Raw genomic sequence first — 24,583 nt, 5'->3', positions numbered from 1 at the left:
ATTCATGACAAACAGATGGAAATCAATCGGGCTTGCAGCCTTGCTCGCCGGCCTGACGCTCAGCGCAAGCTACGCCGAGGCCGCTGGTGTGCTGACCATCGGCCGCCGTGAAGATTCGACGACATTCGATCCGATCAAGACCGCGCAGAACATCGACAACTGGGTGTTTTCCAACGTCTACGACGTGCTGATCCGTGTCGACAAGACAGGCACGAAACTGGAGCCGGGTCTTGCCGAAAGCTGGACTGCCTCGGACGACGGACTGACCTACACGTTCAAGATCCGCGACGCGAAATTCTCCGACGGTTCGCCGCTGACGGCAGAAGACGCCGCCTTCAGTCTGTTGCGCATCCGCGACGATGCTGCCTCGCTCTGGAGCGATTCCTACAAGGTGATCGACACGGCGGTTGCCACCGATGCGCATACGCTGACGATCAAGCTCAAGAACCCGTCCGCGCCGTTCCTTTCGACGCTAGCGCTGCCAAATGCTTCGGTCATCTCCAAGAAGGGCATGGAATCGCTTGGTGCCGACGCCTATGCCGAAAAGCCGATCGCATCCGGCGCCTTCACCGTCGAGGAATGGCGCCGCGGCGACCGTATCATCTTGAAAAAGAACCCGAACTTCTGGCAGGCCGACCGCGTCAAGCTCGACGGCGTCGAATGGATCTCCGTGCCCGACGACAATACCCGCATGCTGAACGTTCAGGCCGGTGAGCTGGATGCTGCGATTTTCGTTCCCTTCTCCCGTGTCGAGGAGCTGAAGAAGGACCCGAACCTCAATGTCGATACCGATGCCTCGACCCGCGAGGATCATCTGCTGATCAACCATGCACATGGCGCGCTCGGCAAGAAGGAAGTCCGCCAGGCACTGGATCTTGCGATCGACAAGAAGGCGATCGTCGATACCGTCACCTTCGGCCAGGGCACGGTCGCCAATTCCTACATTCCCAAGGGCGCGCTCTATTATTACGCCGACAATCTGCAGCGGCCCTACGATCCTGCGAAGGCCAAGGAGATGTTGGCCGCGGCCGGCGCCTCCGATCTGACGCTGAATTATCTGGTCCGAGCCGGCGACGAAGTCGATGAACAGACGGCCGTGCTGGTCCAGCAGCAGTTGCAGAAAGCCGGCATCACCGCCAATCTGCAGAAGGTCGATCCGAGCCAGGAATGGGATATGATCGTTGCCGGCGACTACGACGTCTCGGTCAACTACTGGACCAACGACATTCTCGATCCGGACCAGAAGACCACCTTCGTGCTGGGCCACGATTCCAACAACAACTATTCGACCCATTACAAGAACGAGGCGGTGAAGGAACTGGTCGCCAAGGCGCGTCTGGAGCTTGACCCGAAGAAGCGCCAGGAGATGTATGTCGATCTGCAGAAGATGGCCAAGGACGACGTCAACTGGATCGACCTTTATTACAGCCCCTATATCAACGTCACGCGGAAGAATATCGAGAACTTCTACCAGAACCCGCTCGGCCGGTTCTTCCTGGAGGATACGGTCAAGAACTGAGTTCCGGCAGCATGCAGATGCTCCGCCGCCGTAAGGGCGGCGGAGCCTCGTTTATTGTTGCATCAAGTGGCTGATGCCGCTTGCTTACTCGGCGGCCGCAAGCTTGTCCTGCGTCCTGGTGTCGAAATCGCTGGCGTCGTGACGCTCGTGCAACTGGCTCGAGGGCTCGCCGGAGGTACGGTTGACCATTCGCCCGCGTTTTACGGCCGGGCGGTCGCCGATCGCGTCGGCCCAGCGCTGGACGTTCTTATAGTCCTCGACCTGCAGGAATTCAGCGGCTCCATAGGTCAAGCCCTTCACCAGGCCGCCATACCAAGGCCAGACGGCAATATCGGCGATCGTATATTGGCTGCCCGCCAGATACTCGCTTTCGGCGAGGCGACGATCAAGCACGTCGAGCTGACGCTTCACTTCCATGGCGAAACGGTCGATGGCGTATTCGATCTTCGTCGGCGCATAGGCGTAGAAATGGCCGAAACCGCCGCCGAGATAGGGTGCGCTTCCCATCTGCCAGAACAGCCATGACAGGCATTCGGCGCGGGCAGCCGGCTCGGTCGGCAGGAAGGCGCCGAACTTTTCGGCGAGATAAGTCAGGATGGCACCGGATTCGAAGACGCGGATCGGCTTTTCGCCGCTGCGGTCCATCAGCGCCGGGATCTTCGAATTGGGATTGATCTTGACGAAATCGCTGCCGAACTGGTCGCCATCGCCGATCCTGATCAGCCAGGCATCGTACTCGGCGCCGCCATGGCCAAGCGCCAGCAGCTCCTCGAGCATGATTGTGACCTTCTGACCGTTCGGCGTTCCGAGTGAATAGAGCTGCAGCGGATGGCGACCGATCGGGAGTTTCTTCTCATGCGTCGGTCCTGCTATCGGGCGGTTGATGCTGGCGAATTGGCCGCCATTCGCCTTGTTCCAGGTCCAGACCTGGGGGTATACTCGGAAGAACCGCTCATCTTTCAAACTCCTGGCATTGATCGTATCGATCGCGGCGCCAATTTGGCCGCCGCATTTTTCCTGACATAGCAGAGGCGGCGCGGTTTGTCAGAGGGGTCGGGATGGCTTCACACAATCGTCAGAGTTGGCCAGGGATCAGATTCACGCTGTGAAGACCCGGCTTTGTTGTGTACCAAAAATTGGTACATTTGGCTCAAAGGAGATTCAGCGTGGCCAGAAATACGTCCATATCGCTCGGCGACCATTTCGCCAGCTTCATCGATACGCAAGTTCGAGCTGGCCGCTATGGTTCAGCCACTGACCTTGTTCGGGCTGGCCTTCGCCTACTTGAAGAACACGAAGCCAAAGTGAGGACATTACAGGACGCCTTGATAAAAGGCGAGGAATCCGGCCCTGCCACGCCCTTCGACTTCGATGCGTTTAACGCTCGCAAACGGGCGACGTTCAAGGCGAAATGACAGGCATCATATTTTCCCCCGTCGCGCAAACCGATATTGACAAGATTTGGGATCACACGGCGACCAGTTGGAATGTCGATCAAGCAGAGCGTTACATTCAGGACATAAGAGACGCCTGTCACGAACTGGCGGAGGGGACACGGATGAGCCGTCCCTCAGATATCGGAAAGGGTACAGAAAGGCCTTCGTTGGCTCTCATCTTCTGTATTTCAAAAGTAATGATGCGGGCCAGATCACCGTCGTACGCATCCTTCATCAAAGAATGGACGTAGCCGAACACCTGTAAGGCTGCTGCGTGGATCGCTTGACTATTGCGGTCAGTCGCAGCTTTCCGGCCGCGCAATAATTGCGTCCAGTTGCGCGACGAGCACGCGGCTGCCCTCGACGTCGTCAGCCAGCCTGGAGAAAACATCAGCCATGCCCCGAAACATTCCCGCCGCTGGATCATCCTCTCCGAGGAAATCGGCGATCTCCTGCATTTCGGCAACCCATCGATAGGCTTTCGGATACATGTCCGGAATGGATCTCGACAGTTTGCGGTCGACGTCCGGAAGACTTTCGGCGAGTTCGGCCTTCAGGCTTTCGGCAGCGCCGGAACGGGATGCAGCGAGCAGCATTGCGGTGCCAAGGCCGACAAAGCCCTTGTTGATGCCGGCATAACACATCTTCAGGGCCGACGCCGCGCCGAGCGGCCCATCGAGCCTGCGGATCCTAAGGCCGCAATCTTCGAGCAGCCTGGTTCGCGCCGCTGTATCGCCGCTGATATAGAGGGTCGGACCTGATTTGCCGGAAACCGGCGGCCCGCCGATGATCGCACCATCCAGCACCTCCACACCGCTGCCGCCGAACCGTGCCGCCACTGCCTGCATGGTTTTCGGCGCGATCGCGTTGAGGTCGATGAACGGCGGCGGCGCCAGCACCTCCGACGATATCTCCGCGACGAGCCCGGCAACCCCGATCGCTTCCGCCGGCGGGACGATCGACAGGATCAGCGCGGCCTTCGCTAGTTCCTGGCGGCCGACCGGCACCATACCGACCGCCTTAGCCCGCGCGATCGTCTGTTCGCTGCGGCCTTCGAGATAGGTCAGCACGGTTGCGCCGTGGTCGACCAGCCGTTTGGCGACCGCGCTTCCCATTGCGCCCGCTCCGATGATTGCAAAAGTCTGCATGTAAACCTCGATGGGGTGACGACGTCACGATAGAGCTATTGCTGATGGCCATGCCGTCAATCGTGACGAACCCAAAATTCTATTTTGAAGCGAACGGCCCCTTCCTGGACGCGATCATTGCGATACTTCAGCGTTTCTGTTTGATATCGGTCAAAACAGAAACGGTCGATGCCGGTATGATCGGTGCGACCATTTGCGTGTGAGGATTGAATGTATCGAACGATCATCTGCGGCATCGGGATGGGCTCCCGGCAGACGGCAATCCGTCTCCTGCGCCGGGCGGCCGGGCTCGTGGACGAAGGCGGAAGCATCGTCGTCATGCATGCCATCGAGACCATCCCTCACCGTCACCTGGCTGGCCTTCCCGAGGAATTCGAGACGACCGCTATCGTCGATGCCGAGAGGAAACTTGTTTCGCTCTGCAAGGAGCTCGCCATTCCGGCGACAGTCGAGGTTCGCATCGGCCTTGCCGCCTCCGTGCTCGTGTCGGCCGCCAGGGAGAGATCAGCCGATCTCATCCTGCTTTCATCCCATGTGGCGGATATCACCGATTACGTCTTCTCCTCGATCGTCGACAAGGTCGTGCGTCACGCCGGATGCTCGGTTCTCATCGACCGGCGGCCCGATCAAGCGCATGAAGGCTCGGCTCCTCAGGAAGAAGACGCGCTGGCGCTCTAACCTTCGCGGCCGCCCCTCCCCGGCGACGGTCTGAGAACCTATATTTCCCGCAAGCCAATCGGCAGTATCGCCTGCCCTGACCGGAGATATGCATGAGCCAGGATCCATACGAGCTTCTGGGTGTGAAGCGGGATGCGTCGCAAAAGGACATCCAAAGCGCCTTTCGCAAGCTCGCCAAGAAACTTCACCCCGACCTTAACCCTGGCGACAAAAAGGCCGAGGAAAGGTTCAAGGAAATTTCGACCGCCTACGAGATCTTGAGCGACGAGGAAAAACGCGGGCGTTTCGACCGCGGCGAGATCGATATAACAGGCGCCGAGCGAGCGCAGCGCAATTATTACCGTGACTATGCCTCGAAGAGCGGCCCTGGCGATCCCTATCGCAACAGTGCCGGTTTTGCCGATTTCGGCGATGCCGACAATTCCTTCGCCAATTTCTTTTCGCGCCGCGCCGGCGGCAGCAGGATGCGCAGTCAAGGCCAGGATCGGCGGTTCTCCATGCAGGTCGACTTTCTTGAGGCCATCAGCGGCACCAGGACCGAGGTCAAGCTGCCGGACGGGCCGCAGCTCGATGTGCAGATCCCGCCCGGAACCCGCGACGGCCAGACCTTGCGGCTGCGCGGCAAGGGCGAGCCGGGCATTGGAGGCGGGCCGCCGGGCGATGCCCTCATCGAGATCCGCGTGAGCCCTCACCGCTTCTTCACGCGGGACGGCGACGACATCCGCCTGGAACTGCCGATCTCGCTTGGCGAGGCGGTGCTCGGCGGTAAGGTCCGCGTGCCGACACCGTCGGGACCTGTCAACCTGACGCTGCCGCCTCATTCGAACACCGGCAAGGTCCTGCGTCTCAAGGGCAAAGGCGTTGCCAACCGCGGCGGCGGGCATGGCGACGTCTATGTGTCCCTGAAGATCGTGCTGCCCGACAATCCCGACGAACGGCTGACGTCCCTGATGAAGGAATGGGAGGCGGCGCATCCATACGATCCGAGAAAGAACATGGAGGCTTGATCATGGATGATCTCGAATTCCGTCTTTACTTGAAAATCGACGTCGTCCAGCTCGATTTCTGGATCGAACAGGGCTGGTTGATCCCCGAGACATCAGGCGAAAGACGATGGTTTCGCGACGCCGACGTTGCCCGCGCCAGGCTCATTCAGGATCTGATGGGCGACATGGGGGTCAACGAAGCCGGCGTCGATGTCGTCATTGACCTGATCGACCAGTTGTATGACCTGAGGGGAACGATGGGCAAGCTGATGACGGCTATCGGCAGGCAGGAGCGCGAGGTTCAGCGCCGGCTGTTCGAGAGCCTCGAAGACATCGACCGGGTTGAATGATCGGCCGCATGCTTTCGGATATCCGCCTCAGGTGGTGAACCAATAGCGGACGATGTGGAAGAACAGCGGTGCGGCGAAAGTTATGGAGTCCAGGCGGTCGAGCACGCCGCCATGTCCCTCGATCACATAGCCCCAGTCCTTGGCGTTGAGGTCGCGCTTGATCGCCGAGAGCACGAAGCCGCCGAAGAAGCCGGCGATGACGATGACCGTGCTGACGGCTGCCGCCTGCAGAGGCGAAAACGGCGTCAGGCGATAGAGCAGCGTTCCCACAAGGATGGCCGAGGCGCCGCCTCCAATCAGGCCTTCGAGCGTCTTCGATGGACTGATGTTCGGCGAGAAGCGATGCTTTCCCAAGAGCTTGCCCCAGACATACTGGAAGACGTCGCTGAGCTGCACGACGATGACCAGATAGACCAGCAAAAGTGCCGACGGTGTGCCGGTCTGCAGCATCAGGAGGGCCGGGGCATGGCTGATCGAATAGACCGTCAGCATCAATCCCCATTGCACCCTGGCGCTGCGCGCCAGGAATTCGTTGACGTCACCGGTCAAGGTCGCCACTGCCGGCAGGATCAGGAAGGCATAGACCGGGATGAAGATCGCAAAGAGACCGTACCACTCGGTCCCGAGCAGCACGTAATGCACCGGCAGGACCACGAAAAAGGATAGGAACAGCGCCAAGTGATCGCCGCGCCGCGACGGTGTCAGCGTCCAGAATTCGCGGAGCGCCATGAAGGATAGAAATGCGAACAGGATGACCGTCGCCGTCTCGCCAAGCAGGATCGCGCCGCCGAACACAGCGACCATGATCCACCAGGAGCGGATGCGGGCATTGAGGTTCTGGACGGTGGCGATGGAACCGGGCTCGGTCGCGCGTCGCTTGAGAACAAAGCCGATCGCGGAGGCGACGGCAAGCAAGCCGAGGATCGCGGCAAGCGCGATGGAGAAGAGGCTGGTCATGCGATGTGTCCCCCGTCCGCGAGCTCGATGACCGCGGCACGGGCGCGGGCCAGGAAGGCGTCCTTACCTTCGCCCGGTTCGACGCGCAGCGGCTTGCCGAAGCGCGCCGTGCAGGTGATCGGGACGATCAGCATGCTTCCTTTGGGCAGGATGCGCTGAAGATTGTCGAGATGAATCGGCACCAGATCGACATCGGGGAAACGGCAGGCCAGGCGATAGATGCCGCTGCGGAATGGGGCGATTTCCTCGGTGGCGCTTCTTGTCCCCTCCGGAAAGATCAGCACCGAGCGCCCCTCCTCCAGCAGGCGCTCGATCGGCGCCAGCGGATTGCTGTCGGGCAGCGGCTTGCGGTCTATCAGGACGGCGCGCAGGCCCTTCTCCGCAATAAAGCGCCGAAAGGCGTTCTTCCCCCAATAATCGCGCGCCGCAACCGGATGGGTCAGCCGCCGCACCTGATACGGCAGGGCTGCCATGACGGCGACCGTGTCGACATGGCTGTTGTGATTGGCGAAGTAAATGCGGCGGCGAGTGTCGGGCGCACAGCCCCGCCATTCGCTTCGGGCGCCGACCATGATACGGACGAACAGCACGAGAAGGCGACGAATGAGCGCGATCATAATCTCTCCAGCGAGCGGGCAAGCGTTTTCGTGCGCGTGATACAGGTGACCAGGCTGCCGGCTGCGATGATGGCCGAGGCCAGGATCAGCGACCAATGGCTGACGGATATCAGCGTCTCGATGCTTTGGGCAACGAGACCCATCGTCAGCACCGCCATGCGGCGCTGCTTGGCCATGATGCCGCTGAAGTCCTGGGGAAGGCCGACCGCTCCGCCGAAGACCCTGATATAGGCGGTGAGTGCTGCGAGCAGCGCACCAAGCCAGGCAAAGCCGCAGGCATAGCCGGCGGCGATAAGCAGCAGGCTGTCGGCGATCCGGTCGGGGAATTCGTTGTAGATCGGCCCGCTCTTGGTCTTCTTGCCGCCTTCGATCGCGACCATCCCGTCAAGCAGGTTGCAGACGAGCCGCAGTTGCACCGTGATCGCCGCGCTGATCAGCGCAATCGGATGTGCCGTGAGCAGGATCAGTGTCGCGCCGATGCCGGCAAACAGGATCGACAGCAACGAAATGCCGTTCGGCGTAACGCCGGTGCGCGCCAGCCATGCGCTCATACCGATCGCCCAGGACGACGACCGGCTCGCGATCGGCCGCCGCGAGGCGTCCCCTTCTTGCCCCATTTTCATTTCCCCAACCCGATCTCCTTGCATATCCTGCCAATGTCGTCGCGCCAAGCCGTCGCGCTCTGTATATTCGCCCCAGGGTCACTCTCGTTGACCCGGAAAGAGCGCGTTTTTCAACGTCGTGCGTCGGCCGCTTAAGAAGCCGGCGGCTGTGTGCGCCATGCCGCCGTTCTTCGGCCAAGCCGCGACACCATACCAGTTCGGAAAATCGGCCGAAGGATCGGGGCAATGGATCGGAACAGCCTGATTTTTAAGCCCATTCGATGCTTGACACATTTTTGGGCGCTACCTATGATTTTTGAACCAAACGGTAAAAAAAAGGGGAGCAGTCAATGACCAAAGACATCCTGATTTCACGCCGCGCAGTGATCGCGTCGGGCATTGCGCTCGGGGTGAGCGGCTTTGCGCCGCTGGCGAGAGCTGCCGCGCCGCTGAAGGTTGCCGGCATTCATGCGTCGCCGGTCGAAAATGCCTGGAACTCCTGTCTGCATAAGGCCCTGCAGGACGCAGCCAAGGACGGTGCCATCGAATACGTCTTCTCCGAAGGTGTCTCCGGCACCGATTATCCGCGCGCCATGCGCGAATATGCCGAGCAGGGCAACAAGCTGATCATCGGCGAAGCCTACGCGGTGGAAAAAGAGGCCAGGCAGGTCGCAGCCGATTATCCCGATACGGCTTTCGTGCTGGGCTCGAGCGGTGAGCAGGCCGGCGACAACTTCGGCGTCTTCGGTACTTGGAACTATGACGGCGCCTATCTTGCCGGCATGCTGGCCGGCAAAATGACCAAGTCGAATGTTGTCGGTTCGGTCGGCGCCATTCCGATCCCTGAGGTCAACATGCTGATCAATGCGTTTGCGGCCGGCGTCAAGGCCGTCAATCCCGACGCCAAGCACCTCGTCTCGTTCATCGGCACCTTCTTCGATCCGCCGAAGGCGCGAGAAGCCGGTCTTGCCCAGATCGATGCCGGCGCCGACATCCTGTTCGGCGAGCGCATCGGCACGGCCGATGCCGCCAAGGAGCGCGGCATCAAATCTGTCGGTTCGCTGATCGATTATACGCCGCGCTATCCGGATACGGTGTTTGCCAACGCCATGTGGTATTTCCGCCCGATCCTCAACGCTGCGATCGCCGATGTCGCTGCCGGAAAGCCGGTCGGCAGGAACTACACGTCTTACGGCCTGATGAAGGAAGGCGGCAGCGATATCGTCTTCGTCAAGGGTGTGGCGCCCGCTGATGCCGAGGCTGCGATGGAAGCCAAGCGGGCGGAGATCAAGGCCGGCACCTTCGAAGTTCCGAAGATGATGGACGAGCCGAAGTAATTCGTCTCATGCAGGGCGATGCAACGGGCCTGGCGGCAGCGATCAGGCATGGCAGCCTGAGCGCTGTAGAAGTGATGCGGACCTCTCTTGACGCGGCTGCGCGGCACGAGCCGCTCGGCGCCATTGCCTATCTCGATGCCGCCATGGGTCTCGCCTCGGCGAACAACAGCGACAGGGAACGGCGGAGCGAACCCAAACGCTTCGCTACGCGGCCTTTTGCCGGCGTGCCGGCCTTGGCGAAGGATCTGGGTGGGCCTTTCGCCGGTCTGCCGGTAGCGGCCGGGTCCCGCCTCTTCGAACGAAAAGGCGGCGAAGCGGATTCCGATCTCGCTTCCCGTTTCCGCGACGCCGGCTTTTGTCTGTTCGGTCTGACGACGAGCCCTGAATTCGGCCTGTCGCTTGCCAGCGAACCGGTCATCGGACCAATCTGCCGCAATCCGCTCGATCCGGCCCGGACCGCAGGCGGCTCTTCCGGTGGAGCGGCAGCGGCGGTGGCCGCCGGGATCGTTGCCATTGCGCATGCCACCGATGCCGGCGGCTCGATCCGCGTTCCCGCAGCCTGCTGCGGCCTTGTCGGAATGAAGCCGACACGCGGCGCCATGCCGGGCGGACCATCCTTCGGCAACCACCTCGGCGGGATCGCCAGCGAACTGGCGGTTTGCCGCTCGGTGCGGGATACCGCGCGGATATTCGATAGGCTGAGCCGTAATTCACGAGGGCCCTTTGCGGATCCTTCTCCTGTCGATATCGGCAACGGCCGTTTGCGGATCGGCCTGCTGGCCGATACCGGATCAGTTCACCCGACCGAGGGCGATCGGCTCGTAGCCGTTGAGGACGCGGCTCGTGCCCTCGAGAGCGACGGACACGAGATCGTTCCGCTGAGCTGGGCCGAGTTCGAATGGAGCGTCGCTGCCAGCGGCCGCGCCTTCGCCGATATCGTCTCCGTCAACCTTGCGGCGCTGATCGTGGCGGCGGCTCTTGATGAAAGCATGGCCGAGCCTCTGACCCAGGCTTTCGCGGCGCGCGGGCGGGCGCTTCCTGCCACCATGCTCTGGAATACGCTGAACGACGCCATCCTGGTGAGCCATAACCTCTGGGCGCTGTTCGACAGGGTCGATTGCATCCTGATGCCGATGCTCTCGTCTGCACCTCTTGCGATCGGCTCCTTTCCGTCCGATCATGGCGACACGGATCTGCATCTCGAGCGGATGACGGCATTCGCGCCGCTTGCCTGCCTCGCCAATATTTCGGGTTTTCCTGCTTTGACGCTGCCTTTTGGACAGGATGAGCATGGCATGCCACTGCCGGTGCAGATGATGGCGCCGATGGGTCACGAGCTGCGCCTGCTGTCGTTTGCCGCACGCCTGGAAGCCGAGGCGCGATGGCAGCACCGTTTTCCGGTCGCAGGATCGCTGTCATGACCGGACCTGTGATGGAGATTATCGGCGTCAGCAAGCGCTTCGGCGGCAATCTTGCCAATGACGATATCTCCATGACGCTTGCCAGGGGTGAGGTCGTCGCTCTGCTCGGCGAAAACGGCGCCGGCAAGACCACGCTGATGAGCATCCTTTTCGGCCACTACATGCCCGATGCCGGCCGGATTCTGATCGAGGGAATGGAGGTGCCGCAGGGCAAGCCGCGGGCGGCGATCCGCGCCGGCGTCGGCATGGTGCATCAGCACTTCTCGCTCGCACCCAATCTCACCGTTCTCGATAATGTCATGACCGGTGCCGAAAGCCTGTGGGCCTGGCGCTCTGAAACATCAACGGCGCGAAAGAAGCTCCTGGCAATTTCCGAGCGCTTCGGCCTCAAGGTTGATCCTGATGCCCGTATTGGCGACTTGTCGGTCGGCGAGCAGCAACGAGTGGAAATCCTGAAGGCGCTCTATAACGATGCCAGCATTCTGATCCTCGACGAGCCAACGGCGGTATTGACCAATATCGAGGCCGACCGGCTGTTCGCGACCTTGAAGGAGATGGCCCGCCAGGGCCTGTCGCTGATCTTCATCTCCCACAAGCTCGACGAGGTGATGGCTGCAGCCGACCGCATCGTCGTGCTGCGCGGCGGCAAGATGGTCGCCGAACGCAAGGCGTCTGAAACCAGCAAGGCGGAACTCGCCGAACTGATGGTCGGCCGCCGCGTGATGCGGCCCGTGCGCGAGCCATCGACGCCCGGCGCGATTGCGCTCGAAGCCGCCGATGTCACGGTGCGCATCGCCGGCATCGAAAGGCTTAAGTCGATCAGGTTTCGGCTGCACCAGGGCGAGATCCTCGGCATCATCGGCGTTTCGGGCAATGGCCAGGCGGCGTTGGCGCACCTTCTCTCCGGCACACTGGCCCGCAGCGGTGGCGATCTTCTGCTGTTCGGGGAAGTCGTCGGTGATCTCGGCGTCGCCGATGTCGTCGACGCCGGTATCGGCCGCATTCCTGAAGACCGCAACGAGGAGGGCGTGATCGGCGAGATGGCGATCTGGGAAAATGCCGTGTTGGAGCGCCTCGCCTCACCGGCCTTCTCGCGCCTCGGTCTTGTCAACCGCAAGGCCGGCATGGCCTTCGCGAAAGAGATCATCGACGGGTTCGATGTTCGCGGCGGCGGCCCCGCCATTCGCACTCGGCTGCTCTCCGGCGGCAATATGCAGAAGCTCATTCTCGGCCGCAACCTGCATCGGCGGCCGCGCATCCTGATCGCCGCGCAGCCTGCACGGGGACTCGACGAAGGGGCAGTGGCGGCCGTACACGCGCGCCTGCTCGAAGCCCGCCGGCAGGGTGCCGCCGTGCTGCTGATCTCCGAAGATCTCGACGAGGTGATCGCGCTCGCCGATCGCATCCAGGCAATCGTCGGTGGCCGCCTGTCCCCGCCCGTCGAGGCCGAAGATGCCGATGCTCGCAGGCTAGGGCTGATGATGGCTGGCGAATGGCAAGAGACCCACGAGGCCGGCCATGCGATTTGAGCGCCGCGAACACCGTCCGCTTTATCTGTTGATCGTCACGCCCGTCATCGCGGTCATCGCCGCGCTGGCGCTGGCGGGCATCTTGATCGCCATTGCCGGCGCGCCGGTGCTCGATGCCTATTGGCGTATCGTGATCGGTGCTTTCGGCTCGCGGCTGTCGGCGACCGAAACGCTGACGCGGGCAACGCCGCTGATGCTGACGGGGCTTGCCGCCGCCGTCGCTTTCCGGGCGCGGCTCTGGAATATAGGCGCCGAGGGCCAATTTTATCTTGGCGCCATCGCCGTTGCCGCGGCGAGTTCGAAACTGCTCGGCGATCTGTCGGCACCCATTCTCATTCCGCTCCTGCTGCTGATCGGCGCCATTGCCGGCATGGTGCTCATTCTCATTCCCCTCTGGCTCAGGCTGCGCTTCTCGGTCGATGAGGTCGTCACCAGCCTGTTGCTGAACTTCATAGCCGTACTCTTCGTCTCGATGCTGATCGACGGCGTTCTCAAGGACCCGCTTGCCTTCGGCTGGCCGCAGTCGCAATCGGTCAGCGATCATGCCATGTTGCCGAAGCTAATCGCCCGCTCACGCCTGCATATTGGCTTTACGATCGCGATCGTGCTGGCTGTCGTCGTCCATTTTGTCCAGTCCCGTACGGTGTTCGGGATGCAGTCGCGCGCCGCCGGCCTCAATCCCACCGGTGCGATCTTCGCCGGTGTGCCGCTCGGCAAAACCTTGGTGAAAGTCGCCTGCCTGTCCGGCGGGCTCGCGGGGCTGGCGGGAGCGATCGAGGTGATGGGGGTCAAGGGTTACGTGACGACCGACCTGTCGCCGGGTTTCGGCTATGCAGGTATTGTTGTCGCCATGCTCGCCAACCTCAATCCCCTGGGTGTCGTCGTCGCCGCCATTTTCACGGCCACGATGTTTGTGGGCGCGGACGGCATGAGCCGGGGCCTCGGCATCCCCACCTATATCGCCGATGTCACGGTGGCCTTGTCACTGTTGACGATGCTGATCGCGTTGTTCTTCACCCAGTACAGGATCCGGCGATGATGCAGCTGTTCGACATCATTGCTTCCGCAGGGCTGTGGGCGGCAATCCTGCGGATCGCCACGCCGCTGATTTTCGGCACGCTCGGCGCCTTGCTCTGTGAGCGGGCCGGCGTGCTCAACCTCGGCATCGAAGGCATAATGACCTTCGGCGCGATGATCGGCTGGCTTTCCGTTTATCACGGCGCCGATCTCTGGACCGGCCTGCTGATTGCTGGCATAGCTGGCGGCGTCTTCGGCCTGCTGCATGCGGGCCTCACGGTGACGCTGGGCCTCTCCCAGCATGTCTCCGGCCTTGGCGTCACGCTGTTTGCCTCCAGCTTCAGCTACTATGTCTTCCGGCTGATCGTGCCGCTTGCCAATACGCCACCCACCATCGTGCCGTTCCAGCCGATCGCCATCCCGGGCTTGTCGACCCTGCCTTTCATCGGGCCGGCTTTCTTCACGCAGACGGCGCCGACCTATCTCGCGATCATTATCGCCCTGCTGATGGCCTACATCATCTTTCGCACACCGGTGGGGCTTGCGATCCGTATGACCGGTGAAAATCCGCATGCGGCGGAAGCCCAGGGCGTCAATCCAATGAAGGTGCGCTATGGCGCGGTGATCGCCGGAAGCGCGCTGATGGGAATGGGCGGCGCCTTTTTGACACTCTCGGCATTCAACAGTTTCTTCCCGACCATGGTGCAGGGGCGCGGCTGGATCTGCATCGCGCTCGTCGTGTTCGCCTCCTGGCGGCCCGGCCGCGCGCTGTTCGGCGCCCTGCTCTTCGCCTTCTTCGACGCCTTCCAGCTTCGGCTGCAAACCGCGCTGAGCGGGCTCGTCCCCTATCAGCTCTTCCTGATGACGCCCTATATCCTCTCCATTGCCGCCCTTGCCGTCATGGCCCGCCGCGCCCGCGTTCCGCAGGCGCTGATGCAGCCCTATCGCCGCGGCGAACGCTAAACCACTTCTGTCCAATGAGGCTCCGATGTTCGATCTGATTGTCAGAAATGCAAATCTCGCCGATGGCCGAAAGGGTATCGATATCGGCATCCAGAACGGCAGGATCGTCGCTGTCGAGCGCAATCTCCAGGCGCAGGCGGGGGAGGAAATCGACGCGACAGGCCGGCTGGTCAGCCCGCCCTTCGTCGATCCGCATTTCCATATGGACGCCACCCTGTCGCTCGGCCTGCCGCGCATGAACGTCTCCGGCACGCTGCTCGAAGGCATCGCGCTCTGGGGAGAACTGCGCCCGATCGTGACGAAGGAGGAACTGGTCGATCGCGCGCTGCGCTATTGCGATCTGGCGGTGACGCAGGGGTTGCTCTTCATTCGCAGCCATGTCGACATCAGCGATTCCAGACTGGTGACCGTCGAGGCGATGATCGAGGTTCGCGAAAAGGTCGCGCCCTATATCGATCTGCAGCTGGTCGCCTTTCCCCAGGATGGTTATTACCGCTCGCGGGGCGCAATAGACGCGCTCAACCGCGCCCTCGACATGGGTGTCGATATCGTCGGCGGCATTCCCCACTTCGAACGGACGATGGGTGAAGGTACGGCGTCGGTCGAGGCGCTCTGCCGCATCGCCGCCGATCGGGGCCTGCCGGTCGATATGCATTGCGATGAAACCGACGATCCGCTCTCGCGCCATATCGAGACGCTGGCTGCCGAAACCATCCGCTTCGGCTTGCAGCGGCGTGTTGCCGGCTCGCATCTGACCTCGATGCATTCGATGGACAATTATTATGTCTCCAAGCTCATCCCGCTGATGGCGGAGGCCGAGATCAACGTCATCCCCAATCCGCTGATCAACATCATGCTGCAGGGCCGGCACGACACCTATCCGAAACGCCGCGGCATGACCCGCGTCAGGGAGTTGATGGATGCCGGGCTCAACGTTTCCTTCGGGCACGACTGCGTCATGGACCCCTGGTACTCGATGGGATCGGGCGACATGCTGGAGGTCGGCCATATGGCGATCCATGTGGCGCAGATGGCCGGCATTGACGACAAGAAGAAAATCTTCGACGCGCTGACCGTCAATTCGGCGAAGACGATGGGGCTTGCGGGCTATGGTCTCGAAAAGGGGTGCAACGCCGACCTCGTCATCCTCCAGGCCAGCGACACGCTGGAAGCGCTGCGGCTGAAGCCGAACCGGCTGGCGGTGATCCGTCGCGGAAAGGTTATCGCCCGCTCGGCGCCGCGCATCGGCGAACTCTTCCTGGATGGTCGCCCGGCACGGATCGATGGGGGTCTGGATTACGTGCCTCATTATTGAGAGGCGGCGGAGGCTTGCCGGCCTACGGGAGTGGCTTTAGATTGGAGTCAGCAATATGGGGCTGCAAAGCTGCGACCCGCCAGACTGCTGACAAAGGCCGGCCAACTCCTCTTTCGTCATGCTCGGGCTTACCCGAGTATCTACAGCCGGCTCAGCAGATCCTCGGCACAAGGCCGAGGATGACGCCGAGTGAAGAACGAGGCTTTCAACAAACTGAGGCGCCGGGCGAAATCGCGACCCTCTTCAATTCGCCCTGGCCTGGAGCCTATTTCTTCGAGGCCTCGTAAAGCGCCTTGGTTTCGGCGTTCATCGGATAGAGGCCGGGTAGCGGAACGCCTTCATCGATCTTCGTCATGATCCAGGCTTCCATGCGCTCCTGTTCCGGCGCTTCATCAAGCAAGGCGTCGAGCAGATCGGCTGGGATCAGCACGGCGCCGTCCTGGTCGACGACGATAATGTCATCCGGAAAGACCGCCACGCCGCCGCAGCCGATCGGCTGCTGCCAGGCGACGAAGGTGAGGCCGGCGACCGAGGGGGGTGCTGCGACGCCGCGGCACCAGACCGGCAGGCCGCTGTCGAGCACGCCGGCAAGGTCGCGCACGACGCCATCGGTGACGAGTGCGGCAACGCCTCTCTTCTGCATGCGGGCGCAGAGGATATCGCCGAAGATGCCGGCATCGGCAACGCCCATTGCATCGACGACGGCGACGCAGCCTTCCGGCATCACCTCGATCGCGGCGCGCGTCGAGATCGGCGAGGCCCAGGAGGCCGGCGTCGCCAGATCTTCGCGGGCAGGCACGAAGCGCAGCGTAAAGGCCGGGCCGACGATGCGCGGCTGGCCGGGCTTCAGCGGAACGGCGCCGCGGATCCAGACGTTCCGCAGGCCCTTCTTCAGAAGAACGGTCGTCAGTGTCGCCGTCGAGACGGTCTTGAGGATTGCTATCGCTTCAGCGTTGAGGGCCATCGGTTATCGGTTCCAATTCGGTTTCTGTCAGATGCTCTGGATCATACCGCCATCGACGCGGATCACCGACCCGGTCAGATAGGAGGCAGGCTCGCTCGCCAGGAAGGCGACGACATTGCCATATTCTTCCGGCCGGCCGTAGCGGCCGAGCGGAATGCTGCCGGTACTCTCAGCGACGACGTCATCGATGGCACGGTTTTCGCGTTTGGCCTTCTGTTCGTCGAGGAAGCTGATGCGGCCGGTGGCGATCCGGCCGGGCAGAACGATGTTGACGGTGATGCCGTCGCGCCCGACCTCGCGCGCCAGCGTTTTCGACCAGCCGACCAATGACAGGCGTAGCGCATTCGAGATGCCGAGATTGGCGATCGGCGCCACCACGCCCGACGAGGTCGAAGTGACGATCCGTCCCCATTTGCGCGCCCGCATCTGCGGCAGCACACGATCAGTGATTGCTATGACGGAAAGGACCATGCTCTGGAAATACTGGTTCCAGACTGCCAGGTTCTGGCCGGAGACGGTGGTCGGCGGTGGGCCGCCGGTATTGTTGACGAGGATATCGATTGGTCCGAACTGCCGTTCGATTACAGCGACATGCGCATCGATCGAACCGAGATCGGCAAGGTCCCATTGCAGCGCCAGCGCCTTGCCATCTTCGGATTCGATCGCAGCCGTGGTCTTTTGCGCGGCGGCAAGGTCGATATCCGCCGCGGCAATTTTGGCGCCTTCGCGCGCAAGCCTGACCGCAATCGCGCTACCCAACCCGCCGCCGGCGCCAAGCACCAGGGCCGTTTTGTCCTTCAGGCCGAAATCCATTTCATCTCCTCACATGGTCGGGCCATCTTTCGGAGCAATGGATCGTAAATAAAATATGGCTTCTGCTTTGTTCAGGAGATAGAAAAACTATCGATGGACACACGTTTTCTCGAGACCTTCATTGTCATTGCCGAGCGCCACTCGCTGGCCGAGGCGGCTCAACGGCTGAACCTGACGCCGGCCGCCGTTGCCCAGCGCATCCGCGCATTGGAGGCCGAGCTTGGTGTGCGGCTGCTGGTGCGTTCTGGCCGCGTCATGCGGCCGACCGAGGCCGGTTTTGCCATTCTCGAACGCTGCAAGGATCTGGTGCGCGATACACGCGACCTGAAGGCGATGGCCGGTACCGCGACGATTTCGGGTGAGATGCGGATCGGCGCGATCAATACGGCGCTGACCGGCCTCGTTCCCGATATTCTCCACCGTCTGGCGCAGGATTACCCGCTGATCGAAATTTTTCTAAAGCCGGGCGCTTCGATGGATCTCTATGAAGAGGTTTTGAATGGCGCGCTGGATGCGGCCTTCATCATCGAACCGCGATTTCCGATGCAAAAGACGCTGAGCTTCGAAAGGCTGCGCCAGGAGCCCCTCGTGCTGATCGCGCCGCAGGACTGTGAGGGGACGGATCCGCTCGAATTGCTGCAGACCCTGCCCTTCATCCGCTACGACCGCAACCAGTGGGGCGGCCATATCGCCGACGAATATTTGCGCGAGATCGGCATCCGACCTATCGAGCGTTATGAGCTCGACGCGCTGGAGGCGATCGCGGTGATGGTCAACCGTGGTCTCGGGATCTCGATCGTACCGGATTGGGCGCCGCCGTGGCCGGCCGGGCTTGATATCCTCAAGCTGCCCTTGCCCCGTTCGTCCGCCGTTCGCACGGTCGGCATCGTCGCGACGCGATCCTCGCCGAGGACAAATCTCGTCGCCGCGCTTCTGGAAACCAGCCGCGCGGCGATGGGAGCCTGATCGGATCAAGCGATCTTCTGGCGGACCGGCAGTTTCCAGCCGGGCCGGACAAAGTGGCAGGTATAGCCGTTCGGGATCCGCTCCAGATAGTCCTGGTGCTCGAGCTCGGCCTCCCAGAAATCGCTAACCGGCACGACCTCGGTGACCACCTTGCCGGGCCACAGGCCCGATGCGTCGACATCGGCGATCGTATCCTTGGCGACACGCTCCTGCTCAGGGCTGGTGTAGAAGATCGCCGAACGGTAGCTCGCGCCGACGTCATTGCCCTGGCGGTGGCGTGTGCTCGGATCGTGGATCTGAAAGAAGAATTCGAGGATCTCGCGATAGCCGATCCTTGCAGGGTCGAAGATGATCTCGATCGCCTCGGCGTGGTTTCCGTGGTTGCGATAGGTCGCATTCGGCACGTCGCCGCCGGTATAGCCGACCCGGGTTGAAATCACGCCCTTGTAGCGGCGGATGAGGTCCTGCATGCCCCAGAAGCAGCCACCGGCGAGCACTGCACGTTCTTCGGTCATTGGATGTCTCCTTGTTTGCCAAGAGATAGTGTCTCGCGCCGCAGATTTCCATAAGGTGGAACCACGCACGGCTGTGCAATCTAAGGCGCAGGTGTTGCCGGTCTAAGTTACGCTTTGCTCGCAAAGCCTTCCTTGAGCCAGGGATGCAATGCCTTGCTGGCGGCGAGGATATCGCCCTTCCCGTCGACGTCTGCGCCGGAAAACCGGGTGACGATGCCGCCTGCCTCCTCGACCATCAGCACTGAGGCGCCGAAATCATGGATTGAGAGCCCATCTTCGAAGAATCCGTCCAGCCGGCCGCAGGCGACGTAGGCGATCGACAGCGCCGCCGAGCCGAGGCGGCGCACGCCCGCCGTATTGGCCATCAGGCGCTTGACGGCTTCGAAATAGGTCTCTTCCGCAACCGCCTTGACCTGGCCGGGAATCGGCAGGCCGGCGCCGACGAGGACGTTTTCGATGTCGCCGACATCGGCGCAGCGGATGCGCTCGCCGTTGAGATAGGCGCCGCCGCCGATCTCCGCGCTGAACAGCTCGTCCTGCATGGCGTCATAGACAACGCCGGCGACGAGCCTGCCGCTTTCGGCGATTGCTATCGTCATGCCGAAATGCGGGAGGCCCCAGGCATAATTGGTGGTGCCGTCGATCGGGTCGATATAGATGATCGGCGTTTCCGGCCCGGCCGTGCGGTTGCCGACGGCTTCCTCGCCCTGGATCGCATAATCAGGGAAGGCCTTCACCATCTCGTCGACGATAATCCGCTCGACGGCGACGTCGATCTCGGTCTGGTAGTCGCGCGGCGCCTTGGCCAGCATTTCCGTCGAAGTCCTTCGGCGGAGCGAACCGCGGGCGGTCTCGCCCGCCTTTACCACCGTTTCGGCAAGCACGACGAGGCGGGACGACGCGGTCGGGGAAAGGCGCGCGGAAATCGGGGAGGATGTCATGAGGAAAGTCCGGATACTGCTGATGTGACGGAGTGAATCGTGCGCAGCCAATCCCTTCGCAGAGGCAGATGATGGTTTATGAACCTACTTGCCACCACTCCAGCGAAAGACCGACTATCGGTCGATGAGATTGCCAATCTTGTTTGTGAGTACTGACATAGTCAACACCGGATCGACTATTTCAGGATCGCTTCAAGCTCGGAAACGGTCGGAAACGCTTTTCTCGTCCCGTGCCTTGAGACAGTGATGGCCGCGGCGGCGGCCGCATGTTCGATGGCTTGCCTGTCCAGCCGTTGCCCGCGCAACGCGCAGGATGCGAGCGCCACGGCCATGAACGTATCGCCTGCGCCCGTTGTATCCACAACATCGCAGGCTTGAGCGGGCACTTCGAGGCACGCGTTTCGGTTCACCAGCATCGCGCCCTCGCCGCCGAGGGTCAGGACGACCTCGCGCAGGCCCCGGTCGAGGAGATGCTCGGCGGCGTCCCTGCCTGTCGTTCCCGTCAGGGTCTGAGCCTCGCCCTTGTTGAGGAAGGCGATGTCGATCAATTCCCAGAGATCGGAGAAATAGGAGCGCACCGGCGAGGGATTGAAGGCAGTGATCATGCCGATCGTCCGGGCATGCTCGAGAATGTCGCGCGTCGTCCGGTCGGAGAGGTTGCCCTGCAGCATCATCAGATCGCCGGGACCGGCCGTCGACAGGATTTGCGTGACATGGGACAGGTTGAGACTCTGCGCCGATTCCGTCGTGGTGACGATGGCATTTTCACCGCCCGGCAGCCGGAAGATGATCGAGACGTCGCTCGATGTACCTTCCATTTCGATCAGTTCGCTCTGAAGCGGTTCTTCCGTCAGGTAATGGCGGATGGTGTCGGCCCTCGCATCCCTGCCGACGGGCGCCACTAGCGTTGTCGGAACGCCGCAGCGGGCCATGACGACCGCCTGGTTCGTACCCTTGCCGCCGAGATCGCTGCCACCGGCAGTGCCGAGGATGGAGGCGCCAACGAGCGGAAGTTCGGAAACGGCGATGGTTTCGTCGATGGCGACATTGCCGACTATGTAGGCGCGCATGCATCCGCTTTCGCAAGGCTGAAGCTAAAGATAAGGCGCATCGTGAAAATCGATCTCAAGTTGCATCGCCCGGCCGAAGATCGCGCTGAGCCGCGCTTTTTCATCCTCTTCCAGCGTTTCTCCGGCGATGTCGAGTTCATTCTTCAGCCATTGCGCCTGGGCGGCGAAGTTCGGATCGACGTGCATGTCGACCCATTCCTTCAGCAGCGGATCGCTGATCGGGCGGCTGGCTGCTTCCTTCGACCAGGTCCAGTACATCCATTCAGCGGCAAACATCGCCGCGGCCGTGTCGAGGAAGCCGCCCTGCCGGGCGATGTCAAGCATGCCCACGCGAAAGGCCTCGACCCCGGCAATGCTGGTGTCGAACGACGAGGGGTCGATGCCGCGGCTGGCGAAGGTGCGCTCGAAATAGGCGATCTGCTCGTTGGCGAGCGCGTCGAGCACGGCGATCAGCCAGCGTTTCTGCGCCATCGTTTTCGCGGTCCCCGCCGCATAGGCGAAGATCGAGATGGCGCTGTCGACGAAAGCGCCTTCGTAGACGAGATAACGATCGAAAGCCTCCTTGCTCAGCCCGTCGTTCTTGACGTCCTCGACGAAACGATGGGAAAGCATCGCGCGGAAGACGGCGTCGTTCTCGTGCAGGATGCGGTCCGAGAGGCTTTCCGCCGCCATGCTCAACCCTCCAGTCCAGGCTCGGCTGCCGCGCGGAAGGCGCGGACGCGCTCGATGTCGACGGGGTTCCACCAGACGCCGCCATGCTTCAGCGAGGAAGCGACGATGACGCCGTTGGTGCGGCTTAGAATATCGACGATATTGTCCTTGTTGACGCCGGAGCCGACGAGCAGTGGCAGATGCGTCGCTGCGCCGATCTCCTCGATTTCCTCCATCGTCGCCGAATTGCCGGTTCGCTGGCCGGTGGCGATGACGCCGTCCGCATCGAAGAAGGCGAGGTCGCGCGTCAGTTCCTGGATCGAGCGGTCGGCGACGATGGCGTGGCTGCCGTGCTTGACGTGACTGTCGGCAAAAACCTTGATGTGCTCGGCCCTGAGCAGCGAGCGATAGCGCATGGCTTCGGCCGCCCTGCCCTCCATGAAACCTTCATTGGCAACATAGGCATTGGCCCATTGATTGACGCGGATGAATTTGGCGCCGCCGGCCATGGCGATGGCGAAGGCTGGAATCGGCGCATTGGCAAGGACGTTGATGCCCAGCGGAATACCGGCCGCGCGCGCGATCCGGTCCGTCACGACAGACATGAAACCCGTCGTCTCGGGGCCGATATCCTCAGGCTTCGAGAATGGTACGTCGCCGTGATTTTCGACAATCAGCCCATGCAGGCCGCCTTCCATGCAAGCTTCGGCGTCGCGCATGCACGCGTCGTAGATCGCATCCATCGCAGCCCCCCGGTAACGCGGTGCGCCCGGGAAGGCCGGGCAGTGGATCATGCCGATCAGAACCTTGTCTCTGCCGAAAATGTCCCTGACGGCGTTGGATGATCTGTCCGAAATTTCCTGCATGTCCATTTCCTTTCCAATTCCTGCCGCGTGCTGCAATCACGCCTGGTTCTCGGTGAGCCAGCCGAGGATGTTTTTCCACAGCCGGCCGTAGCCTTCCCATTCGCAGAAGGCCGGCGAGAGCCAGTGCGGACCGATATCCGATGTCCAGGCCGCCGTTCGCCCAGTGCCGTGCGTGCCGAGGACGAGCAGCGGATGACCGCCTTGATCCTCGGGCAGGCGCGCGACGACTTCGACATCCGCACGGTCGCGCACTTCGACCTCGTTGACGCCGAGCAGCACCGGCCAGGCGCCTTCGAGGCCCTGCATCGTCGGGTGCTCAGGCTTCACCACCTCGGCAACGGTTCCCTCCGGGATCTCGACGCGGTCGTCATAGGGCAGGCAGGTGACGGGCAAGGTGTCTTCGACGGGGGTGCGCCGCCAGCGCGCCTTGCCGTCGATGCCCTGGAAGGAAAAATAGCCGCCGACCATCAGCAGGCCGCCGCCCTTTTCCACCCATGCCTTCAGCAGCTTCAGCCGGTTCGGCACCGTGCGCGAATGCAGCCACACATCCGGCGGCAGCAGCAGCGAATTGGCGCCGATATCGGAGAGGATGATGGCATCGTAAGCATCGAGCCCGGATATATCGAAGGGGAATTTCTCCACCGCCTCATGCGCCGGCATATAGGTGAGTTCGAAGGCGCTGCCGGCCAGCGCCTTGACCAGCGGTTCGGCGCCGAGATGGAAGGTGACGCTGCCGAACTGGTCGAAGCCTTTGTAGTGCGTGGCGGAGCTGACCCAGCTCTCGCCGACAAGGAGGATTTTCTTTGTCATGACCATACCTGTGATCGATTGAATTGATGGAGCTAGGCTCCGGTTTGAAAGACGCGTCGCGGATTGCTGCGCATCATCTCGTCGAGAGTAGCCCCGTCGAGGCCGTGCCGCTGAAGACGGGGAAGGAAGTGGTGAAGGATATAGGCGTAGCCATTGCCGCCATAATGCGTCAGCATCATCTTCAGAAAGACGTCGTGCGACAGAAGAATCCGGTCGAGATAACCGGCCTCGACGAGACGCACGATCGCGCGCGCAGCTTCTTCGTCGCTCGGGCACTGCACCTGCTGATCGGCATAGAAGAAATCCATGCCGATCATGTCGTATTCAATAAAGGCGCCGCGCTCCGCCAGCTCGCTCTGATAGGCAAGGTCGTCATGTGATGGGTTCATGTGGCAAAGCACGGTGTGGCGGAGATTCGCCCCCTCTTCCGCCACCACGTCGAGCACGCGGTGGCCGAGACGGAACCAGCCCGGCAGATGCACCATCAGCGGAAGCCCGGTCAGCACCTGCGCGCGTGCCGCACCGCGCAGCGATTTCTCTTCCTCGGCGGTGAAATCCGAGGAGACGCCGATCTCGCCGATCAAGCCGATCCTGACGCCGGTGCCGTCGACGCCCTCCCTCGCCTCACGGACGATCTCTAGCGCGATGTCATCGACGCTCATCGCGGCGACGCCTTCAGGATGCGAGGAGCCGAGATAGTAACCCGCCCCCATCACGATGTTGAGGCCTGACGCCTCGGAGATACGCCGGAGCGCCAGCGGATCGCGGCCGATGCCCTTGCACGTCGGCTCGACTACGGTGCGACCGCCCGCCGTGGCGAAATCCTTGAGTTCGGCCACCGCCAGATGTTCGTCGTCCAGCGTGATATTGTGCTTGTTGACGAAGGGGTCCTGCCGGAGTTCGCCAAGGATCTCCATGCAGACGAAGCTTTCGGCTAGATATTGCCGCTCCGGCGTCTTCGGCGCATGCCACCAGCAGCGGCAGTCGTTGAGGATATGCTCGTGCATCAGTGTCACGCCGAGCGCATCCGCCGAAACGGGGCCGGTAACGGTCATCACCTTGCCGGAGCGGACATGCGCTTCCGACAAGCTCTCTGCTGCTTGTTCACTCAT

26 protein-coding genes and 2 pseudogenes are annotated in these 24,583 nt (G+C 62.0%); 14 read left to right on the top strand and 14 right to left on the bottom strand.

The window, feature by feature from the left end; translation table 11 throughout:
- The first annotated feature begins 4 nt into the window (after positions 1-4).
- Entirely contained in the window at positions 5-1,519 is a 1,515-nt protein-coding gene (locus RCCGE510_RS32045) for an ABC transporter substrate-binding protein (protein ID WP_007637437.1), read from the top strand.
- 84 nt (positions 1,520-1,603) lie between these two features.
- On the opposite strand, the pseudogene yghU reads toward RCCGE510_RS32045, so the two are convergent.
- A pseudogene (yghU, locus tag RCCGE510_RS32040) lies at positions 1,604-2,475 on the bottom strand (glutathione-dependent disulfide-bond oxidoreductase).
- Positions 2,476-2,685: 210 nt separating this feature from the next.
- Between yghU and RCCGE510_RS32035 the strand changes: the two are divergent.
- Positions 2,686-2,934, top strand: coding sequence for a type II toxin-antitoxin system ParD family antitoxin (locus RCCGE510_RS32035; protein WP_007637435.1), 249 nt, complete (start codon positions 2,686-2,688; stop codon positions 2,932-2,934).
- A pseudogene (locus RCCGE510_RS32030) lies at positions 2,931-3,220 on the top strand (type II toxin-antitoxin system RelE/ParE family toxin). Before RCCGE510_RS32035 ends, RCCGE510_RS32030 begins: the two are co-directional and overlap by 4 nt.
- A 31-nt stretch (positions 3,221-3,251) precedes the next feature.
- On the opposite strand, the gene RCCGE510_RS32025 reads toward RCCGE510_RS32030, so the two are convergent.
- Entirely contained in the window at positions 3,252-4,103 is an 852-nt protein-coding gene (locus RCCGE510_RS32025; RefSeq protein WP_007637433.1) for an NAD(P)-dependent oxidoreductase, read from the bottom strand.
- Between the two features lie 44 nt (positions 4,104-4,147).
- On the opposite strand from RCCGE510_RS32025, the gene RCCGE510_RS35010 reads away from it, so the two are divergent.
- The 4 genes from RCCGE510_RS35010 (at position 4,148) to RCCGE510_RS32010 (ending at position 6,117) form a co-directional block, all read left to right on the top strand.
- Positions 4,148-4,306 (top strand): hypothetical protein, encoded by a 159-nt coding sequence (locus tag RCCGE510_RS35010; protein WP_157179976.1) that lies wholly within the window; start codon positions 4,148-4,150, stop codon positions 4,304-4,306.
- A 7-nt stretch (positions 4,307-4,313) separates the two neighbouring features.
- Positions 4,314-4,781, top strand: a complete 468-nt coding sequence (locus RCCGE510_RS32020; RefSeq protein ID WP_007637432.1) for a universal stress protein — start codon at positions 4,314-4,316, stop codon at positions 4,779-4,781.
- A gap of 92 nt (positions 4,782-4,873) precedes the next feature.
- Positions 4,874-5,788, top strand: a complete 915-nt coding sequence (locus RCCGE510_RS32015) for a J domain-containing protein (protein ID WP_007637430.1) — start codon at positions 4,874-4,876, stop codon at positions 5,786-5,788.
- A gap of 2 nt (positions 5,789-5,790) precedes the next feature.
- On the top strand, positions 5,791-6,117 hold the full coding sequence (locus RCCGE510_RS32010) for a chaperone modulator CbpM (RefSeq protein WP_037080627.1): 327 nt from the start codon (positions 5,791-5,793) through the stop codon (positions 6,115-6,117).
- Positions 6,118-6,144: 27 nt separating this feature from the next.
- On the opposite strand, the gene RCCGE510_RS32005 is transcribed toward RCCGE510_RS32010, so the two are convergent.
- Genes RCCGE510_RS32005 through RCCGE510_RS31995 form a run of 3 tightly spaced genes read right to left on the bottom strand, consistent with a single transcriptional unit; the run spans position 6,145 to position 8,308 of the window.
- The gene (locus RCCGE510_RS32005) at positions 6,145-7,074 is read right to left on the bottom strand and encodes a phosphatidate cytidylyltransferase (RefSeq protein ID WP_007637426.1); all 930 of its coding nucleotides are present in this window, start codon (positions 7,072-7,074) and stop codon (positions 6,145-6,147) included.
- On the bottom strand, positions 7,071-7,691 hold the full coding sequence (locus tag RCCGE510_RS32000; protein ID WP_007637424.1) for a lysophospholipid acyltransferase family protein: 621 nt from the start codon (positions 7,689-7,691) through the stop codon (positions 7,071-7,073). The genes RCCGE510_RS32005 and RCCGE510_RS32000 overlap by 4 nt, the downstream gene beginning before the upstream one ends.
- Complete coding sequence (locus RCCGE510_RS31995; protein WP_037080624.1) at positions 7,688-8,308, bottom strand: CDP-alcohol phosphatidyltransferase family protein; 621 nt, start codon at positions 8,306-8,308, stop codon at positions 7,688-7,690. Before RCCGE510_RS31995 ends, RCCGE510_RS32000 begins: the two co-directional genes overlap by 4 nt.
- A 335-nt stretch (positions 8,309-8,643) precedes the next feature.
- On the opposite strand from RCCGE510_RS31995, the gene RCCGE510_RS31990 reads away from it, so the two are divergent.
- Genes RCCGE510_RS31990 through RCCGE510_RS31965 form a run of 6 tightly spaced genes read left to right on the top strand, consistent with a single transcriptional unit; the run spans position 8,644 to position 15,875 of the window.
- Positions 8,644-9,630: a BMP family protein gene (locus RCCGE510_RS31990; RefSeq protein WP_007637418.1), complete on the top strand. Its 987-nt coding sequence runs from the start codon at positions 8,644-8,646 to the stop codon at positions 9,628-9,630.
- Positions 9,631-9,638: 8 nt separating this feature from the next.
- Complete coding sequence (locus tag RCCGE510_RS31985; RefSeq protein ID WP_007637417.1) at positions 9,639-11,051, top strand: amidase; 1,413 nt, start codon at positions 9,639-9,641, stop codon at positions 11,049-11,051.
- Positions 11,048-12,580, top strand: a complete 1,533-nt coding sequence (locus tag RCCGE510_RS31980) for an ABC transporter ATP-binding protein (RefSeq protein ID WP_007637416.1) — start codon at positions 11,048-11,050, stop codon at positions 12,578-12,580. The genes RCCGE510_RS31985 and RCCGE510_RS31980 overlap by 4 nt, the downstream gene beginning before the upstream one ends.
- A complete protein-coding gene (locus RCCGE510_RS31975) occupies positions 12,570-13,619 on the top strand; it encodes an ABC transporter permease (protein WP_007637415.1) in 1,050 nt (349 codons plus the stop codon). Before RCCGE510_RS31980 ends, RCCGE510_RS31975 begins: the two co-directional genes overlap by 11 nt.
- Positions 13,616-14,560 carry an ABC transporter permease gene (locus RCCGE510_RS31970; RefSeq protein ID WP_007637413.1) on the top strand — a complete coding sequence of 315 codons (945 nt, stop codon included), beginning with the start codon at positions 13,616-13,618 and terminating at the stop codon, positions 14,558-14,560. Before RCCGE510_RS31975 ends, RCCGE510_RS31970 begins: the two co-directional genes overlap by 4 nt.
- A 25-nt stretch (positions 14,561-14,585) precedes the next feature.
- A complete protein-coding gene (locus RCCGE510_RS31965; protein ID WP_007637397.1) occupies positions 14,586-15,875 on the top strand; it encodes an amidohydrolase family protein in 1,290 nt (429 codons plus the stop codon).
- A 265-nt stretch (positions 15,876-16,140) separates the two neighbouring features.
- Here the strand turns inward: RCCGE510_RS31965 and RCCGE510_RS31960 are convergent, their stop codons facing one another.
- Both RCCGE510_RS31960 and RCCGE510_RS31955 read right to left on the bottom strand, forming a co-directional pair.
- Entirely contained in the window at positions 16,141-16,839 is a 699-nt protein-coding gene (locus RCCGE510_RS31960) for a ribonuclease activity regulator RraA (RefSeq protein WP_007637391.1), read from the bottom strand.
- Between the two features lie 27 nt (positions 16,840-16,866).
- Positions 16,867-17,652 carry an SDR family oxidoreductase gene (locus RCCGE510_RS31955; RefSeq protein WP_007637389.1) on the bottom strand — a complete coding sequence of 262 codons (786 nt, stop codon included), beginning with the start codon at positions 17,650-17,652 and terminating at the stop codon, positions 16,867-16,869.
- Positions 17,653-17,745: 93 nt separating this feature from the next.
- Between RCCGE510_RS31955 and RCCGE510_RS31950 the strand changes: the two genes are divergently transcribed.
- Positions 17,746-18,618 (top strand): LysR family transcriptional regulator, encoded by an 873-nt coding sequence (locus RCCGE510_RS31950; protein ID WP_007637388.1) that lies wholly within the window; start codon positions 17,746-17,748, stop codon positions 18,616-18,618.
- A 5-nt stretch (positions 18,619-18,623) separates the two neighbouring features.
- On the opposite strand, the gene msrA is transcribed toward RCCGE510_RS31950, so the two are convergent.
- The 7 genes from msrA to RCCGE510_RS31915 form a co-directional block, all read right to left on the bottom strand.
- Positions 18,624-19,133, bottom strand: a complete 510-nt coding sequence (gene msrA / locus RCCGE510_RS31945) for a peptide-methionine (S)-S-oxide reductase MsrA (protein WP_007637387.1) — start codon at positions 19,131-19,133, stop codon at positions 18,624-18,626.
- Positions 19,134-19,240: 107 nt separating this feature from the next.
- On the bottom strand, positions 19,241-20,074 hold the full coding sequence (locus RCCGE510_RS31940; RefSeq protein WP_007637386.1) for an inositol monophosphatase family protein: 834 nt from the start codon (positions 20,072-20,074) through the stop codon (positions 19,241-19,243).
- Positions 20,075-20,250: 176 nt separating this feature from the next.
- The gene (locus tag RCCGE510_RS31935) at positions 20,251-21,144 is read right to left on the bottom strand and encodes a ribokinase (protein ID WP_007637385.1); all 894 of its coding nucleotides are present in this window, start codon (positions 21,142-21,144) and stop codon (positions 20,251-20,253) included.
- 24 nt (positions 21,145-21,168) lie between these two features.
- Positions 21,169-21,816, bottom strand: a complete 648-nt coding sequence (locus tag RCCGE510_RS31930; protein WP_007637384.1) for a TenA family protein — start codon at positions 21,814-21,816, stop codon at positions 21,169-21,171.
- A 2-nt stretch (positions 21,817-21,818) separates the two neighbouring features.
- Positions 21,819-22,661, bottom strand: a complete 843-nt coding sequence (locus RCCGE510_RS31925; protein WP_007637383.1) for a BtpA/SgcQ family protein — start codon at positions 22,659-22,661, stop codon at positions 21,819-21,821.
- Between the two features lie 36 nt (positions 22,662-22,697).
- Entirely contained in the window at positions 22,698-23,471 is a 774-nt protein-coding gene (locus tag RCCGE510_RS31920) for a glutamine amidotransferase (protein ID WP_037080648.1), read from the bottom strand.
- 32 nt (positions 23,472-23,503) lie between these two features.
- Positions 23,504-24,583, bottom strand: coding sequence for a phosphotriesterase (locus RCCGE510_RS31915; protein ID WP_007637381.1), 1,080 nt, complete (start codon positions 24,581-24,583; stop codon positions 23,504-23,506).

Origin of the sequence: Rhizobium sp. CCGE 510 (genome assembly GCF_000292525.1) — a bacterium.
Taxonomy (GTDB): domain Bacteria; phylum Pseudomonadota; class Alphaproteobacteria; order Rhizobiales; family Rhizobiaceae; genus Rhizobium.
This window is presented reverse-complemented; position numbering and strand designations above follow the sequence as displayed.

Coding starts and splice junctions, on each gene's coding strand:
- RCCGE510_RS32045 (WP_007637437.1), top strand. CDS start 5: ATGACAAACAGATGGAAATCAATCGGGCTTGCAGCCTTGCTCGCCGGC.
- RCCGE510_RS32025 (WP_007637433.1), bottom strand. CDS start 4,103: ATGCAGACTTTTGCAATCATCGGAGCGGGCGCAATGGGAAGCGCGGTC.
- RCCGE510_RS35010 (WP_157179976.1), top strand. CDS start 4,148: ATGGCCATGCCGTCAATCGTGACGAACCCAAAATTCTATTTTGAAGCG.
- RCCGE510_RS32020 (WP_007637432.1), top strand. CDS start 4,314: ATGTATCGAACGATCATCTGCGGCATCGGGATGGGCTCCCGGCAGACG.
- RCCGE510_RS32015 (WP_007637430.1), top strand. CDS start 4,874: ATGAGCCAGGATCCATACGAGCTTCTGGGTGTGAAGCGGGATGCGTCG.
- RCCGE510_RS32010 (WP_037080627.1), top strand. CDS start 5,791: ATGGATGATCTCGAATTCCGTCTTTACTTGAAAATCGACGTCGTCCAG.
- RCCGE510_RS32005 (WP_007637426.1), bottom strand. CDS start 7,074: ATGACCAGCCTCTTCTCCATCGCGCTTGCCGCGATCCTCGGCTTGCTT.
- RCCGE510_RS32000 (WP_007637424.1), bottom strand. CDS start 7,691: ATGATCGCGCTCATTCGTCGCCTTCTCGTGCTGTTCGTCCGTATCATG.
- RCCGE510_RS31995 (WP_037080624.1), bottom strand. CDS start 8,308: ATGGGGCAAGAAGGGGACGCCTCGCGGCGGCCGATCGCGAGCCGGTCG.
- RCCGE510_RS31990 (WP_007637418.1), top strand. CDS start 8,644: ATGACCAAAGACATCCTGATTTCACGCCGCGCAGTGATCGCGTCGGGC.
- RCCGE510_RS31985 (WP_007637417.1), top strand. CDS start 9,639: ATGCAGGGCGATGCAACGGGCCTGGCGGCAGCGATCAGGCATGGCAGC.
- RCCGE510_RS31980 (WP_007637416.1), top strand. CDS start 11,048: ATGACCGGACCTGTGATGGAGATTATCGGCGTCAGCAAGCGCTTCGGC.
- RCCGE510_RS31975 (WP_007637415.1), top strand. CDS start 12,570: ATGCGATTTGAGCGCCGCGAACACCGTCCGCTTTATCTGTTGATCGTC.
- RCCGE510_RS31970 (WP_007637413.1), top strand. CDS start 13,616: ATGATGCAGCTGTTCGACATCATTGCTTCCGCAGGGCTGTGGGCGGCA.
- RCCGE510_RS31965 (WP_007637397.1), top strand. CDS start 14,586: ATGTTCGATCTGATTGTCAGAAATGCAAATCTCGCCGATGGCCGAAAG.
- RCCGE510_RS31960 (WP_007637391.1), bottom strand. CDS start 16,839: ATGGCCCTCAACGCTGAAGCGATAGCAATCCTCAAGACCGTCTCGACG.
- RCCGE510_RS31955 (WP_007637389.1), bottom strand. CDS start 17,652: ATGGATTTCGGCCTGAAGGACAAAACGGCCCTGGTGCTTGGCGCCGGC.
- RCCGE510_RS31950 (WP_007637388.1), top strand. CDS start 17,746: ATGGACACACGTTTTCTCGAGACCTTCATTGTCATTGCCGAGCGCCAC.
- msrA (WP_007637387.1), bottom strand. CDS start 19,133: ATGACCGAAGAACGTGCAGTGCTCGCCGGTGGCTGCTTCTGGGGCATG.
- RCCGE510_RS31940 (WP_007637386.1), bottom strand. CDS start 20,074: ATGACATCCTCCCCGATTTCCGCGCGCCTTTCCCCGACCGCGTCGTCC.
- RCCGE510_RS31935 (WP_007637385.1), bottom strand. CDS start 21,144: ATGCGCGCCTACATAGTCGGCAATGTCGCCATCGACGAAACCATCGCC.
- RCCGE510_RS31930 (WP_007637384.1), bottom strand. CDS start 21,816: ATGGCGGCGGAAAGCCTCTCGGACCGCATCCTGCACGAGAACGACGCC.
- RCCGE510_RS31925 (WP_007637383.1), bottom strand. CDS start 22,661: ATGCAGGAAATTTCGGACAGATCATCCAACGCCGTCAGGGACATTTTC.
- RCCGE510_RS31920 (WP_037080648.1), bottom strand. CDS start 23,471: ATGACAAAGAAAATCCTCCTTGTCGGCGAGAGCTGGGTCAGCTCCGCC.
- RCCGE510_RS31915 (WP_007637381.1), bottom strand. CDS start 24,583: ATGAGTGAACAAGCAGCAGAGAGCTTGTCGGAAGCGCATGTCCGCTCC.